This is a genomic window from Deinococcus grandis (genome assembly GCF_001485435.1).
GTDB classification, from domain to species: domain Bacteria; phylum Deinococcota; class Deinococci; order Deinococcales; family Deinococcaceae; genus Deinococcus; species Deinococcus grandis.
This window is the reverse complement of the sequence record NZ_BCMS01000001.1, coordinates 1,256,821-1,271,131: the sequence shown is the minus strand read 5'-3', so window position 1 is coordinate 1,271,131 and position 14,311 is coordinate 1,256,821. Positions and strand designations below refer to the sequence as shown.

Below are 14,311 nucleotides of genomic sequence, written 5' to 3'. Positions count from 1 at the left end.
TCAGTTCAGCCCGCCGGGATGGGCGACGGCGCTGAGTTCCTCGGGGAGTTCCTCGTCGTACAGGTCGCGCCACGACTGACCGTCGAAGGTCACCTCGGATTCCATGAAGGTCTGCGCGAGGGGGTCCGGGTCGGTCAGGGCGTCCAGGGGAATGTCGAGGCGCACGGCGGTCGGGACGGGCAGTTCCGCGCCGTCGGGGATGACGAGTTCCTCGGCGTAGACGTTCTCCAGCATCTGCCGGGTCCACTTGGCCCAGTCGTCGGGGGTGCCCGCGCCGGTCGTGTCGCGCAATTCGGTGCGCAGGCGCTCGGCGTGCTCCTCGGGGATCTCGTTCTCGTCCCATTCGACGCGGCCGTCGGCATACACGGTGACGGGCACGGTCTCCAGGTCGAAGATGTCGGCGAGTTCAGCGGGCAGGCCGCCCTCGAAGGTCTCGCCGTCGGCGTACGACACCCACTCCTCGCCGTCCAGGGTGTAGGCGGCGCTGCCTTCCTGCGGCACGATCTCGATGTTGCCGAGGACCGCGAAGGCGCGGCTGAACGGCGTCTGGAGGGGCGCGGGCTGGGTGAGGTCGAACACGACACGCTTGGCGACCGGGCTCCCGTCCCCGGCGTCCGGGGCGAGTTCGCGGTGGATGTCCAGCCACTCGGCGTCCGTTTCACCGTGGTACTCGCGGGCGAGTTCCTCGATGGCTTCGAGCAGGTCGGCGGGTGGTTCGGGGTCGATGTCTGTGCGGCCCTCACGGTACTGCTCGACGGTCAGCGAGGCGACGGTCTCGCCGGTCAGGCGCGCGGCGGGGTGATTCAGGAGGCGGCGCAGGGCGAGGCCCGGGTCGGCGTTCGCGGGGAAGGTCTCCCAGCGCTGCCCGTCGAAGGAGTGCTGCACGCCGCGCAGGCGGACGTGCCCGCCGTCCACGCGGATGTCCCCCTCGTGCGGCTGGCCGCCGGTCGTGAGTTCCCCCGCGACGTGCCGGTGCGGCGCGACGGGCAGGGCGGCGACGTCCTCGGCGGTGGTCAGCGTGCCGTCCACGCGGCCGTGCAGCACGAGCTGCGTGCGGAACTGGCTGTCCCACGCGGCGCCGTACGGCAGAGCGAGGCGTAGGGCCTGTTCGATCTTCCCGCGCAGCGCGGCGTCGTCGGGCGCCTGCGTGAACGTCAGCGTGCCGTCGGCGGCCAGCTGCGCGTCGAAGGGATGGACGGTGGGCATCAGACCCAGTTGTTTGCGGCGTTTGGCTTCACCCATGGTGCACCCAGCTTACTCGCGGGACGCGAGCAGCAGCCCGCCGAAGCCCAGCATCAGCGTGCCAGCCACGCGGTCCACGGCCCGGCGGGCGCGAAGGTAGGCGCGCTGCATGGGCGCGGTGGACATCCCCGCGGCGATCAGCGCGAACCAGCCCACGCTGAGGCTCACGATCACGGCGAACGCCGCGAGTTTCAGGCCGGTGCCCGCGTGCGCGCCGAGCACGCCGCTGAACACGCTGCCGAAGAACACGGCGGCCTTGGGGTTGCTGATGTTCGTCAGGAACCCGGCGCGCAGCGCGGCGAGGTCGCTGATCGGCGCCTGGATGGGCGCGGCCTGCGAGTCGGGCCGGGCGCTGCTGCGCCAGAGGTTCACGCCCATCCACAGCAGGTACGCGCCGCCCGCGACCTTCACCGCGCCGTGAATCCACGGGAACGCCTGGAACAGCAGTCCGATGCCCAGCAGGGCCAGGGCCGCCCAGCACGCGATGCCCAGCACCACGCCCAGTCCGGCCAGCAGGGCCGCGCGGCGGGTGCGCGCCAGCGCGGTCTGGCTGACGAGCAGCACGTCCGGGCCGGGGATCACGAGGACGACCGTGTGAATGGCCGCGACGGCCAGCAGAATATTCAGATCCACGCTTCTCTCCTCCCCTTGACTGTAGGTCGCGGCCGATCAGTCGGCGGCGTTGATGGTGTCGTTGTAGGCGCGCGGGTCGCTGATGAAGCCCGCGACGGCGCTCGCGGCGACGGTGGCCGGACTGGCGAGGTAGATCTGCGCACTGGGGTCGCCCATGCGGCCCACGAAGTTGCGGTTAGAGGAGCTGATGCACACGTCGTCCGGCCCCAGAACGCCAGAGTGCATGCCCAGGCACGCGCCGCAGCTGGGGTAGCTGACGCTCGCCCCGGCGTCCACGAAGATCTCCAGCAGGCCTTCCTGGGCGGCCTGTTTCCAGATGGCCTGCGTGGCGGGCACGACGATCATCTGCACGCCCTCGGCGACCTTGCGGCCCTTGAGGATGCGGGCGACGTCGCGCAGGTCGCTGATGCGGCCGTTCGTGCAGCTGCCCACGTACGCGTGCGTCACGGCGATGCGGTCGCTGCCTGCCACGCGACCGTTGCTGGGAATGTGCGGGTACGCGACAGTCGGCTCGACCGCCGAGGCATCCACCTCGACGACCACCTTGAAGTTCGCGTCAGCGTCGGACTGATACTCGGTGTACTGATCGGGCGTGACACCACGGGCGCTCATGTACGCGCGGGTGGTGTCGTCCACGGCGACGATCCCGGTCTTGCCCCCCGCCTCGATGGCCATGTTCGTCAGGGTGAAGCGGCCCTCCATGTCCAGGTTGTCGATGTAGTCCCCGACCCATTCCATGACCATGTAGTTCGCGCCGTCCGCGCCGATGCGCTTGATGACCTCCAGCACGATGTCCTTGGGCGTCACGCCCGGCTGGGCCTGACCGGTCACGCGGATCAGCATGGTCTCGGGCACCTTGAACCACACCTTCCCGGCATAGATGGCACCCGCGAGGTCCGTGCTGCCCACGCCGGTCGCGAAGGTGCCCAGCGCGCCCGCGTTGCAGGTGTGGCTGTCGCCGCTGACGAGCGTCTGGCCGGGCTTCATCAGGCCGGTGTTCTCCAGCACGACGTGCGCGATGCCGCCGCGGCCCACGTCGAAGAAGTGCTTGATGCCCTTCTCGTGCACCCAGCTCTTGAGCTTCTGGTACATCTTCGCGGCCTTGATGTTCATGGCGGGAACGGAGTGGTCGGGCACCGCGACGATCTGATCCGGGTTGAACACCTGATCCATCCCGCGTTCCTCGAGCATGCGCAGCGCGGCGGGCGTGGTGATCTCATGGCACAGCACCCAGTCGGTGCGGCACTCGATGAGCTGCCCGGGCACCACGTGGGCGTGACCGCTGTGCGCGGCGAGGATCTTCTCTGCAATCGTCATTCCCATGATGAAACCTCCCCCAGGAAAAACACGCCCCCGGTCGCTGCTCGCTTCCGGGGGCGTGTGGGTGAACGCTGGGCTGCGCTCAACGCCCCCAACGAAGAAGAAGCACCGCAGTGGGCGCGTTCCGGCGTCGTGGTGGGTTGAACATGCCCGGAGTCTACGGGAGCGTCCGGCGCAGGTCACGCAGGTGTGTAGACGGGCGCGGCGGGCGGTGTCACAGCAGACTTCAGGAGTAGCGAAGGGAGCCTCCGATACTCCTGAACGAGCAGCGCGGGCATCTGAAAAAGGCAACGGTTGGAAGTGGAGTTGAAGGGCGTGGTGCTGGCCCCAGGGTGGAACTGGAAACCGCTGTCAGATCCTGACAGGACGGCGCGAACCGGCACCTCAAGGCACCCCCGCGCCGCACGGGCAGCGAAACGCCCTGCCGGACGCGTCCGGGGCCACCTCGCCCCGCCTGTCGTGCTGGCCGTCCGGCGGCGCGGCCCGGGCCGGTGAACGCCGTGTGGGCGCACACCGGTCAGGCCATCATCACTTTGGCGTATGAATCGGGTCAGGGGCGCTGCGTATGCTTATGGCATGAATGTCATCCGTCACTTCAGTGATACGCGGACGGACGAGGGCCGCGTGAGAATTCTCGTGCAGTCCGGTCGGCTCGTGCTGGAGGCGGAAGGGCCGGGCTGGCATCATCGCAGCGTCCACGCGGACCTGGGGGACGTCACGCTGGAACTGGCGTGGCTGCCGGGTCTCGGGGCGCGCCTGTACGGTGACGTCATGGAGGACGTCGCCCGGCAGGTGCAGCTGGACGGTGCCGCGCCGGAGTGCGGCGGCACCGACCTGCCCGGCGCGGCGTGACCCTCTGATACGGGATTAAATTGACTTGCTTGCACCGTGATCGCGTTCCATTGTCCCCTCTCCCCTGGTGGGAGAGGGAGGGAGGAGCGAAGCGACGGAAGGGTGAGGGGGCCACCGGGCGACTCCGAATGGTGTGGAATCACATGAATCCCGTATGATTTCCGTCCTTGCAGCGGACGGCCCCGCCTGTGCCCGGCGGGGCCGTCCGCTGCCCGTGTGGCCTGCGGCCTATTCGACGAACCAGATGATGAACCGCGCGTCGTGGTCCTGTCCGTCCAGGGCGTACGCGAAGGCCGCCCAGGCGAGCACGCGGGCGTGGTGCGCGTCGGGCAGGTGCGCGGTCAGCGTGGCGAGGTCGGCGGCGCTCAGCGTGGTGCGGCCGGTGATCTCGCCGTCCTCGAACAGCGCCTCGGCGCTGACCTGCACGCTCAGGTCGTCCGGGTGCCCCAGGTCGTGCAGCGGGGCGGCGTGCAGGGCGCTCAGCAGGTCGCCGGGGGGGTCCAGCAGGAAGCGGGCCTCGCCGGTCCACTCGGCGGCGGCGGTGCGGGGGCGGGTTTCGCAGAAGATGTAGGCCAGGCTGGGCACGGCGCGCTCCTCCGGGCGCAGGTGTCAGGAAAGCACGCGGGCATGAGGATGAGTGGAGGTGATCTGGTCAGCGTTCTCATGTGGACGCTCGGCGGGGCTGGGAGCTGGTCGTGGCAGAGGGGCTCGCGCTGTGCCAGCACGTCCAGCGCTTCCGGCAGGGCGGCGGCCCGGCCTCTCACGTGATGGCTGGGCCGCGCGGGGACGGATCAGCTCGCGGAGCCGACGGCGCGGTCCCCTTCGGGGTTCTCGGGGGCGCGGTTCAGGATGGCCTGCGCGTCGGGCCAGTCGATGATCTGGAAGCGGCTGTTGCGGATGGCGGGCGTGAATCCGGCGTCCACGGCGATGCGGATCAGTTCGCGCACGGTCGCCTGGTGGCGGTCGTGTCCGGCGGCGGCCGAGACGACGTTCTCCTCCAGCATGGTGCTTCCGAGGTCGTTCGCGCCGTAGTACAGCGCGGCCTGCCCGACCTTGAAGCCCTGCGCGGGCCAGGACGCCTGGATGTTGGGGATGTTGTCCAGCGCGATGCGGGCGATGGCGAGCTGCTGGAGGTACTCGTGCGCGGTCGCGCCGGGCGCCTTGCCGTGCAGGCGGGTGTGTTCGGTCTGCAGGGTCCACATGGCGAAGCCGGAGAAGCCGTTGCCGTCGTAGTCGCGGTTCGCCTTGTCCTGCTGCTCGCGGATCTTCAGGAGGTGGCTGGCGCGCTGCGCGTACGTCTCGCCGAAACCGATGACCATGGTGGCGATGGTGTACAGGCCCTTGCGCTGCGCGGCGTCGATGATGCGGAACCAGTCCTCGCTGCGGATGCGGGCGGGGGCGGCCTTGGCGCGCACGTCGTCTTCCAGGATCTCGCCGCCCGCGCCGGGCAGTCCGTCGAGGCCCGCCTCGATCAGCGTGTCGAGCAGCGCGTCGAGGCTCAGGCCGAAGGTCTTCTCCATGAACAGCACTTCTTCCGGGGAGAAGGCGTCGATGCGGATGGTGGGGTGGTGCGCCTTGACGTGCCGCAGCAGGCCCGTGTAGTAGTCCAGGCCCAGTTCGGGGTTCACGCCGCCCTGCAGCAGGATGCGGGTGCCGCCCACCGCTTCGAGTTCGCGGATCTTGTGGCTGATCTGCTCGTAGTCCAGGGTGTAGCTGTCTTTCTGGCGGCGGGTGCGGTAGAAGGCGCAGAAGTTGCAGCCGACGTTGCAGATGTTGGTGTAGTTGATGTTCCGGTCGATCAGGAACGTGACGGTGTCCTGGTCGCGCCGCGTGAGGCGCAGGTGGTGGGCGACGGCGGCGACGTCCGGGAGGGGCTGGTGGTACAGCGCCTCGATCTCGGCGTGGGTCAGGCGCTCGCCGCGTGCGGCGCGGGGCAGCAGGTCGCCCGCTGCGGGGGTGGGGGCGGGTGCGGTCATGTCCGGAGCGTAGCACCGCGCCCGGCGGGCATTGGTCTCCCCTTTCACCGAACCGGCGGGAGGGGTCCCGGAGCATGAAACGCGCCGGGCCTGGGGTGATCCCGTGGCCCGGCGCGACGTGTGAAACGGATTCCGTTTGTTTCGTTGACAGATCGGAACACCACCGATCTGCCAACGCCACGTCCGGAATCCGTTTCGTTCCTCCTCGCATCCGCTCGGATTGAACGGCTTGATAAGCCATTCAATCGGAGTTCGTCTCCCCTCCGCTCAGGGTTGTCCGATGGGGGCGCGCAGGCGGCCCGGTCCGGCGAACGCCACGGCGAGGCTGGCGGCGAGCAGCACGAGCGGGAATTCCAGGCCGTCCGGGTTGAAGAACCCGGCCTTCAGGTGCACCAGCGCGATGGCCACGAGCATGTTCACGGCGAGCAGCACCCCGGCGGCGCGGCTGTACACACCGAGGATCAGCAGCAGGCCGCCCAGCAGTTCGACGGTGGCGACCACGGGGGCGCTGATGCCGGGGACGGGTACGCCCATCTGCGTGAAGGCCTGGGTGGTGCCGGGCAGGGTGTACGTGAAGAATTTCTGCGCGCCGTGCATGACGAACACCAGGCCGGTGGCGAGGCGCAGCAGCAGCAGGGCGAGGTCGGGGTTGGGGGCGGGCGCGGTGCGGGTGGTCATGGGGTGTCCTCCGGTGGGGTGACTGCAGTGTCCAGCTTCGTTGAGGGGCCAACAGCACGCTCCTCCACTCCGCTTCCCACTGCGGTCTGTTGACGGTCTCTCGCTCCGCTCGTTTCAGGGAATCTGAGGGTTCCCCTCGGGTTCCCTGGTCACCGCGGTGACCAGGCTGATCAGGTCGCGCAGTTGCGTGTCGGTCAGGTGCGCGAACTGCCGGGCGTGCAGGTCGGTCAGGGGCGGGTCGAGGCGGGTCAGCAGGTCGCGTCCGGCGTCGGTGAGGCGGGTGGCGACGATGCGGCGGTCGGGGCGGTCGCGGTCACGGGTGACGAGTCCGGCCTTCTGGAGGCGGTCGAGGAGGCGGGTGACGTCGGGGTCGTGGTCGAGGAGGCGGTCGCTGATCTCGCTGCAGGTCAGGCCGCCGTCTGTGGCGCCGCGCAGGATGCGCAGGACGTTGAACTGCGGGGCGCTGAGGCCGTGGTCGCGGAACAGGTCGGCGCCCTGGCGTTGCTGGTGCAGCGCGAGGCGTTGCAGGGCGAGATAGGCGCGGTGCTGCAGGCTGCCGGGCGCGCCGGGGGTGGGGGTGTCGGGCATGGGTTCAGGGTAGCGGGCCGGTGGTGTCCGGTCAGCGCTGGCCCTAAGTTAATCGTTGCAACGACATTCTGTCAAACGACTGACTGTCGGCCGGACCTCTGCTTCATGCCGCCTGAAGCTGCGTGGTGCCCTGGACGTCACGCGGCGGCGCGGACGTATAGTGCAGCACGTTGAGGCTGGGGGCCGGAAGCGCTTCCACGCCGGGAGGACAACCATGAAACTAGGCATGATCGGACTGGGCAAGATGGGCGGCAACATGGTCCTGCGCCTCACCCAGGGTGGCGTCGAGGTCATCGGCTACGACCGCAGCGAGGAATCCGTCGCACAGATCGAACGTCAGGGCGCCCGTGGTGCCCGCAGCATGGACGACCTGATCGCCTCGCTGGGTGAACCCGGCACGCGCGCCGTGTGGGTCATGGTGCCCGCCGGGAAGATCACCCAGAGCGTCATCGACGACCTCGCGGGGCGCCTCGCGCCAGGCGACATCGTCATCGACGGCGGGAACAGCAACTACAAGGACAGCATCCGCCGCGCCGAGGAACTCGCCGAGAAGGGCATTCACTTCGTGGACGTCGGCACGTCCGGCGGCGTGTGGGGCCTCAAGGAAGGCTACGCCATGATGATCGGCGGCGCCGAGGAGGCCGTCGAGCGCCTGCGTCCCGCCTTCGAGGCGCTCGCGCCCGCCGCCGACCGCGGCTGGGGCCGCATGGGTCCGGCGGGCAGCGGCCACTATGTGAAGATGGTCCACAACGGCATCGAGTACGGCATGATGCAGGCCTACGCCGAGGGCTTCGAGCTGATGAAGGCGCACCAGGACTTCAACCTCGACATGGCGCAGATCGCCGAACTGTGGCGGCACGGCAGCGTCGTGCGCTCCTGGCTGCTCGACCTGACCGCCGAGGCGCTGCAGAACAAGGCCGAGTTCGAGAAGCTCTCGGACTACGTGGCGGACAGTGGCGAGGGCCGCTGGACGATCATCGACTCCATCGAACTGGGCGTGCCGACGCCCGTGATCACGCTGGCGACGCAGATGCGCTTCCGCAGCCAGCAGGAGGTCAGCTACGCCGGGCAGATGCTCTCGGCGATGCGCCGCGCGTTCGGCGGGCACGCCGTGAAGACCATCGAGTCCCCCCGTCAGGAGGGGCTGGTGCCCGAGGTGGCGCCCGGCGATCACCCCAAGGTGGCCGCGCCGGAGAACATCGGCCACGCGGGCAGCGCGGGCGAGGGCAGCGCTGCCGAACAGCTGGGTGAGACCGGCCAGCAGCGCGTGAAGGGTGACGCATGACCCGCGGCGCGAAGAAGGACAGCGCCGAGAAGGTCGCGGCGAAGAAGCCTGCCCCGAAGAAACCTGCGGCCAAGAAGGCACCGGCGAAGAAGGCCGCCAGCGCCGCCCCCGCGAAGGCCACCCGCGCCAGGGGCGTGAAGGCCAGCGAGGTGCAGGACAACGTGGACCGCAAGGTCGCCGCGCAGAAGGTCGGCGTGGCCGACGCGGCCCCGAAGGTGAAGAAGGCCGCCCCGAAGAAGGCCAGCCCGAAACGCACTGCTGGGGCTCCCGGCGAGGACGGCAGCAATCCCTTCCGCGCGCTGATGCGCCGCAACCGCGCGCCGGAACCCGCGACGCTGGTGATCTTCGGCGCGACCGGCGACCTGTCGCGACGCAAGCTGCTGCCCGCCGTGTTCGGCCTGTGGCAGGACGGCCTGCTGGGCAGTGCCTTCAACATCGTCGGGGTGGGCCGTCAGGAGATGACGGACGAGCAGTTCAAGGACTACGCCATCCAGGCCCTGAAGGACAGCAAGGAAACCGACGCGATCCAGCCCGGCAGCCTGGAGAAGTTCCGGGAACTGCTGTACTACGAGTTCGGGGATTTCGCCGGGGACGAGGTGTACGCCAAGCTGGGCCGTGAACTCGACCGCGCCGAGGAGGCGCACGGCGGGCGTAAGAACGCCCTGTTCTACCTGAGCACCCCGCCGAGCCTGTTCGAGCCGATCAGCAACGGCCTGGGCCGCCTGGGCCTGTCCGACGAGTCCGAGGGCTGGCGCCGCCTGGTGATCGAGAAACCCTTCGGGCGCGACCTCGCCTCCGCGCGGGCGCTGAACGACGCGATCCACCACGTGTGGAACGAGTCGCAGGTGTACCGCATCGACCACTACCTGGGCAAGGAGACGGTGCAGAACCTGATGGCGATCCGCTTCGGGAACGCCATCTTCGAGCCGCTGTGGAACCGCGGGTACGTGGATCACGTGCAGATCACCGCCGCTGAGGACCTGGGCCTGGAGGGCCGCGCCGGGTACTACGAGGAGGCGGGCGTGGTGCGCGACATGCTGCAGAACCACCTGATGCAGCTGTTCGCCCTGACCGCCATGGAACCCCCGGCGGCCTTCGACGCGGACGCCATCCGCGACGAGAAGGTGAAGGTGCTGCGCGCCGTGAAGGAGATCCCCAGCGGGCGCGTGGAGGAGGTCGCCGTGCGCGGTCAGTACGGCGCGGGCACCCTGTATGGCGAGAAGGTCCCCGGGTACCGCGACGAGCCCGGCGTGCGTGAGGGCAGCGTGACGCCCACGTACGTGGCGCTGAAGCTGGAGGTGGACAACTGGCGCTGGCAGGGCGTGCCGTTCTTCCTGCGCACCGGCAAACGGCTGCCGAAGAAGGTCACGGAGATCGCCGTGGTGTTCAAGCGGCCCCCGCTGGGCATCTTCCCCGGCGGCCTGGAACGCAACGTGCTCGCGTTCCGCATCCAGCCGGACGAGGGCGTCAGCCTGAAATTCAGCAGTAAAACGCCGGGGCAGGAGATGGTGCTGCGCGAGGTCGTCATGGACTTCCGCTACGACGCGTTCGGCGCGCAGCTCGAAAGCCCGTACTCGCGCCTGCTGCTCGACGCGATGGTGGGCGACGCGACGCTGTTCCCGCGCGAGGACGAGGTGGACCTGGCGTGGCAGATCGTCAGCGGCATCCTGAGCGTGTGGGACACCGACCCCGCCCGCACACCGAGGAAGGGCGAGGGTCCGGACTTCCCGAACTACACGTCCGGCACCTGGGGCCCCGACGCGGCCGATGACCTGATGGGCGACGACCGCCGCTGGCGGCGCCTGTGACCCGGGAGGTGAACGCGTGACGTACGCGACGGACCTGAAACCGCTGGGCCCGGTGGACACCACCGTCCGCAAGGCCCAGGCGACCCTGGATGAACTGTGGGCGCAGACGAACGTCGAGACGCGCGCCTACACCGGCAACATGATCGCCCTGACCGTGAAGCGGCACCTGGGCCGCGTGCAGGAGGCCCTCGCGGGCCTGGAGGGCCGCTACGCGGGGCGGCAGATCATCGGCGTGATGGACGGCACCGACGACCTGACCGTGCACGCCGCGCTCGTGCCGCAGACGGGCGGGCTGTACGTGGAACGCCTGACGCTGGAGGCCAGCCCCGAGCAGCTCCAGGGCGCGATCCTGCCGCTGATCCGCCCGGCGACCGTGAACCACGTGTGGTGGGGCGCGGACAGCCGCCCCGAGGGCACGCTGCTGGCCGAACTGACCGAGATCGCCGATCAGGTGATCGTGGACAGCCTGACGCTGGACGTCCCGCCCTCCCGGCACTACGCGCTGGCGGACCTGGGCTGGAGCCGCTCGGCCGGGTGGCGCGAGGCGCTGGCGCAGCTGTTCGACTCGCCGGACGCGGCGCGGCAGCTGGGGCGCGTGACGCACCTGACCGTCCGGCACGCCGGGAAGAAGGACCTGCCCGCGCGGCTGTTCGCGGGGTTCATCGCGAGCACGCTGGGCTGGACGGACCTGAGCACCGTGGACTTCCGGCTGGGCCGCTGCGGGCGCGAGAACGGCGACCTGTGCGGCGTCGAACTGCGCGGTGACGGCGTGCACTTCAGCCTGAAGGCCGAGCAGGGCGACATCACCCTGGCCGCCTGCCACTGGGACGACGTGCAGCGCGTCACGGAGGTCACGGTGCCCAGCATGACCCTCGCGCAGGGGCTGGCGCGCGTGATGGCCCGCCCCGAACGCGGCGAGGTCTTCGAGCGCGCCTGGGCGCTGGCGAAAGAGACGCTGTAACACGGACTCCGATTGAATGGCTTGCAAGGCCGTTCAATCCGAACGGATGCGACTCTTAGAGCTGCGCAGCAGAGGAGGAGCAAAGCGGGTTCCGGACGTGGAGTTGACAACCCGGTGTATTTCCGGGTTGTCAACGAAACAGACGGAAGCCGCACGACGATGAATGGGCCGCACCCTGACAGCGGTGCGGCCTCTCCCCTTTCCGGTGCGGGCGGCGCGGCATACTGCGCGGCGATGAGCGCCTCGCCCCATGACCGGCTGCACGACCTCGCCCTGAGCCTGGGGGCGGACGCCGTGGGGTGGGCTCCGGCGCAGGTGCCGCGCGCGGCGGTGGACGAGTACGCGGGGTGGCTGGCGGCGGGGCGGCACGCGGGCATGGGTTACCTGGAGCGGCAACTGCCGGTGCGGGCCGATCCCTCGCAGCGCCTGGAGGGTGTGCAGAGCGTGCTCGTGCTGGGCGTGTCGCACGCGTTCGCGCCGCCGCCCGTGCCAGAGGGGGGTGTGCGGGTGGGCCGCGTGGCCCGCTACGCGTGGACGCCGGACTACCACGATCAGCTGCAGCCGGTCCTGTCGCGCCTGGAGGCGGAGGCGGCGCGGCTGGGCGTGCGGGCGCGCGGGTACGTGGATCACGGGCCCGTCATGGAGCGGCTGTTCGCTTCGGGGGCGTTCCTGGGCTGGCGCGGGAAGTCCGGGATGCTGATCAGCACGCGGCTGGGCGCATTCGTGACGCTGGCGGTCCTGCTGACCGACCTGCCGCACCCCAGCGGGGCGGAGGCCCACCCGGACCGCTGTGGGCGCTGCACGCGCTGCGTGATCGCCTGCCCCACTGCCGCGATCGGCCCGGACCGCGCGATCGACGCCCGGCGCTGCGTGTCGTACCTGACCATCGAGCACCGCGGGCCGGTCCCGCCCGAGCTGCGGCCCGGGATGGGCGAGTGGCTGTTCGGCTGTGACGTGTGCAGCGAGGTCTGTCCGTGGACCCTGAAGGCGGGCCCGCTGGCGCAGCTGCTGAAACCGGACCCGGAACTGGCGCACCCGGACCTGACCCGTTTTTTCGGGGTCAGCGAGCGGGAGTTCGAGCGGCAGTGGACGGGCACGGCGTTCCTGCGCCCCCGGCGCAAGGGCATGGCCCGCAACGCGCTGACGGTCCTGGGGAACACCCGCGCGCCGCAGGGCTGGCCACTGCTCCTCGCGGGCGCGCAGGACCCCGCCTGGGAGGTGCGGGAGGCGGCCGCCTGGGCGCTGGGGCAGTGGGGCGAGACCGGCCGTCTGGCGCCGCTGCTGGACGACCCGCACGAGGCGGTGCGCGAGGCGGCCGGACACGCCCTGGGCACCACCCCCACACGTCCCTGACCTTCGGGCGGCCTTCATCAATCCGCGTGCGGGCAGACGCCTCCGCGCGTCCCGGCCAGGGCCCGCTACCATGTGGGCGTGCGTTCCGGTGCCCTCCTGCTTCCCTGCCTGCTGCTGACCCTGTCGGCGTCCCCCTCTGCCGCCCAGTCGGTCGGCACGCCGGTCCTGACGCCCACCGTGACCGCCCGTTACCCCCACGACCGCGCGGCGTTCACGCAGGGCCTGCAGTACCTGGGGGGCGGCACGCTGCTGGAAAGCACCGGCGTCGTCGGGCAGTCCGGGGTGCGGCGCGTGGACCTGAAGACCGGGAAGGTCTTCGCGCGGGTCGCCACCCCCATCGCGGGCGCGTTCGGTGAGGGGGTCACGGCGCTGAACGGCGTGGCGTACCACCTCACCTGGGAGGACGGCGTGGCCGTCACCTTCGACGCGGCGACCCTCAAGGAGACCGGCCGCTACCGCTACAGCGGCGAGGGCTGGGGCCTGACCACCGACGGCAGGGCGCTGATCATGAGCAACGGCTCGCCGACGCTGGTGTGGCGCGACCCGAAAACCTTCCGGATCAAGCGGAGCGTGCAGGTCACGGACGCCGGGCAGCCCGTGAAGAACCTGAACGAGCTGGAGTACGTGCAGGGCAGCGTGTACGCGAACGTGTGGCTGACCGACCGCGTCGCGCGGATCGACCCGCAGACCGGGAAGGTCACCGCCTGGATCGACGTTTCCGCCCTGACCCGCGAGGTCAGCGCGGCCGCCGCGAGGGCCGGGCACACCCTGACCTTCGACGACGTGCCCAACGGGATCGCGTTCGTGCCCGAGCGCGGCACGCTGCTGCTGACCGGCAAACGCTGGCCGACCCTGTTCGAGGTGAAACTGCCGGGCGTGAAACCCGAGGACCCTGCCACGACCGGCCGCGCCCGCACCCGGCGCTGACCTGACCGCAGGAGGGGGCGGCCACTGATCGGCCGCTCCCTCTGCGCTGCCGCGCGGTCAGGGCAGGCGCGCCTGCACCGCCTGCCAGATCGCGTCCGACAGGTCGTCGGCCGGGCGGGTAGCGTCCAGCACCAGGAAGCGCGTGGGCGTCTGCTCCGCGAGGTGCAGGAACCCGGCGCGCACCCGGCGGTGGAAGTCCAGGTCCGCCTGCTCCAGCCGGTCGGGCTGCCCGCGCCGCGCGGCGCGTTCCAGACCCACCTGCGGGTCCAGGTCGAGCAACACCGTCAGGTCCGGCGTGAGGCCGTCCGTGGCGGCCAGCGTGATCTCCCGCAGGAGGTTCACGGGCAGCCCGCGCCCCGCCCCCTGGTACGCGAGGCTGGAATCGGCGTAGCGGTCACACACGACGACCTCGCCCCGGTTCAGCGCCGGTCGGATCTCGTTCGCCACGAGTTGCGCGCGGCTCGCGGAGTACAGCAGGAATTCCGGCAGCGGGTCGATGGTCAGCGCGGGGTCGAGCAGCACCTCGCGCACCCGCGTGCCCAGGGGCGTCCCGCCGGGCTCGCGGGTCAGGCGGTGCGGCGTGCCGCGGCTGTTCAGGCGCGCGGCCAGCCGGGCGAGCTGCGTGCTCTTCCCGGCTCCCTCGGGCCCCTCGAAGCTGACGAACAGGCCCGGGTGCAGCGGCGTCACA

The 14,311-nt window shown here is 70.4% G+C and carries 14 protein-coding genes; 6 read left to right on the top strand and 8 right to left on the bottom strand.

What is annotated here, in order from left to right:
* From DEIGR_RS06370 to DEIGR_RS06360, 3 genes are read right to left on the bottom strand one after another with little or no spacing between them, the layout of a single operon-like run.
* Nucleotides 1-1,242 carry a hypothetical protein gene (locus tag DEIGR_RS06370; protein WP_058976211.1) on the bottom strand — a complete coding sequence of 414 codons (1,242 nt, stop codon included), beginning with the start codon at nucleotides 1,240-1,242 and terminating at the stop codon, nucleotides 1-3.
* Nucleotides 1,243-1,254: 12 nt separating this feature from the next.
* Nucleotides 1,255-1,875, bottom strand: coding sequence for a LysE family transporter (locus tag DEIGR_RS06365; RefSeq protein WP_236704676.1), 621 nt, complete (start codon nucleotides 1,873-1,875; stop codon nucleotides 1,255-1,257).
* A 36-nt stretch (nucleotides 1,876-1,911) separates the two neighbouring features.
* Entirely contained in the window at nucleotides 1,912-3,198 is a 1,287-nt protein-coding gene (locus DEIGR_RS06360; RefSeq protein WP_058976210.1) for a homoaconitate hydratase family protein, read from the bottom strand.
* A 573-nt stretch (nucleotides 3,199-3,771) separates the two neighbouring features.
* On the opposite strand from DEIGR_RS06360, the gene DEIGR_RS06355 reads away from it, so the two are divergent.
* On the top strand, nucleotides 3,772-4,047 hold the full coding sequence (locus tag DEIGR_RS06355) for a hypothetical protein (protein ID WP_058976209.1): 276 nt from the start codon (nucleotides 3,772-3,774) through the stop codon (nucleotides 4,045-4,047).
* A 228-nt stretch (nucleotides 4,048-4,275) separates the two neighbouring features.
* On the opposite strand, the gene DEIGR_RS06350 is transcribed toward DEIGR_RS06355, so the two are convergent.
* The 4 genes from DEIGR_RS06350 to DEIGR_RS06335 all read right to left on the bottom strand — a co-directional run bounded on the left by DEIGR_RS06350 (nucleotide 4,276) and on the right by DEIGR_RS06335 (nucleotide 7,289).
* Nucleotides 4,276-4,632, bottom strand: a complete 357-nt coding sequence (locus tag DEIGR_RS06350) for a hypothetical protein (RefSeq protein ID WP_058976208.1) — start codon at nucleotides 4,630-4,632, stop codon at nucleotides 4,276-4,278.
* 206 nt (nucleotides 4,633-4,838) lie between these two features.
* On the bottom strand, nucleotides 4,839-6,023 hold the full coding sequence (mqnC, locus tag DEIGR_RS06345; RefSeq protein WP_058976207.1) for a cyclic dehypoxanthinyl futalosine synthase: 1,185 nt from the start codon (nucleotides 6,021-6,023) through the stop codon (nucleotides 4,839-4,841).
* 267 nt (nucleotides 6,024-6,290) lie between these two features.
* Complete coding sequence (locus DEIGR_RS06340; RefSeq protein WP_058976206.1) at nucleotides 6,291-6,701, bottom strand: DoxX family protein; 411 nt, start codon at nucleotides 6,699-6,701, stop codon at nucleotides 6,291-6,293.
* A 114-nt stretch (nucleotides 6,702-6,815) separates the two neighbouring features.
* The gene (locus DEIGR_RS06335) at nucleotides 6,816-7,289 is read right to left on the bottom strand and encodes a MarR family winged helix-turn-helix transcriptional regulator (RefSeq protein WP_058976205.1); all 474 of its coding nucleotides are present in this window, start codon (nucleotides 7,287-7,289) and stop codon (nucleotides 6,816-6,818) included.
* Between the two features lie 55 nt (nucleotides 7,290-7,344).
* Between DEIGR_RS06335 and gnd the strand changes: the two genes are divergently transcribed.
* From gnd to DEIGR_RS06310, 5 genes are all read left to right on the top strand, one after another.
* Nucleotides 7,345-8,574: a phosphogluconate dehydrogenase (NAD(+)-dependent, decarboxylating) gene (gnd, locus tag DEIGR_RS06330; protein ID WP_269083789.1), complete on the top strand. Its 1,230-nt coding sequence runs from the start codon at nucleotides 7,345-7,347 to the stop codon at nucleotides 8,572-8,574.
* Complete coding sequence (gene zwf / locus DEIGR_RS06325; protein WP_083523950.1) at nucleotides 8,571-10,382, top strand: glucose-6-phosphate dehydrogenase; 1,812 nt, start codon at nucleotides 8,571-8,573, stop codon at nucleotides 10,380-10,382. Before gnd ends, zwf begins: the two co-directional genes overlap by 4 nt.
* Nucleotides 10,383-10,398: 16 nt before the next feature.
* Nucleotides 10,399-11,343 carry a glucose-6-phosphate dehydrogenase assembly protein OpcA gene (locus DEIGR_RS06320; RefSeq protein WP_058976203.1) on the top strand — a complete coding sequence of 315 codons (945 nt, stop codon included), beginning with the start codon at nucleotides 10,399-10,401 and terminating at the stop codon, nucleotides 11,341-11,343.
* A 234-nt stretch (nucleotides 11,344-11,577) separates the two neighbouring features.
* Nucleotides 11,578-12,696: a tRNA epoxyqueuosine(34) reductase QueG gene (queG, locus tag DEIGR_RS06315; RefSeq protein WP_058976202.1), complete on the top strand. Its 1,119-nt coding sequence runs from the start codon at nucleotides 11,578-11,580 to the stop codon at nucleotides 12,694-12,696.
* A gap of 78 nt (nucleotides 12,697-12,774) precedes the next feature.
* Entirely contained in the window at nucleotides 12,775-13,623 is an 849-nt protein-coding gene (locus tag DEIGR_RS06310) for a glutaminyl-peptide cyclotransferase (protein WP_083523949.1), read from the top strand.
* 57 nt (nucleotides 13,624-13,680) lie between these two features.
* On the opposite strand, the gene tmk is transcribed toward DEIGR_RS06310, so the two are convergent.
* Nucleotides 13,681-14,301 (bottom strand): dTMP kinase, encoded by a 621-nt coding sequence (gene tmk, locus DEIGR_RS06305; RefSeq protein WP_058978569.1) that lies wholly within the window; start codon nucleotides 14,299-14,301, stop codon nucleotides 13,681-13,683.
* Between the last annotated feature and the right edge of the window lie 10 nt (nucleotides 14,302-14,311).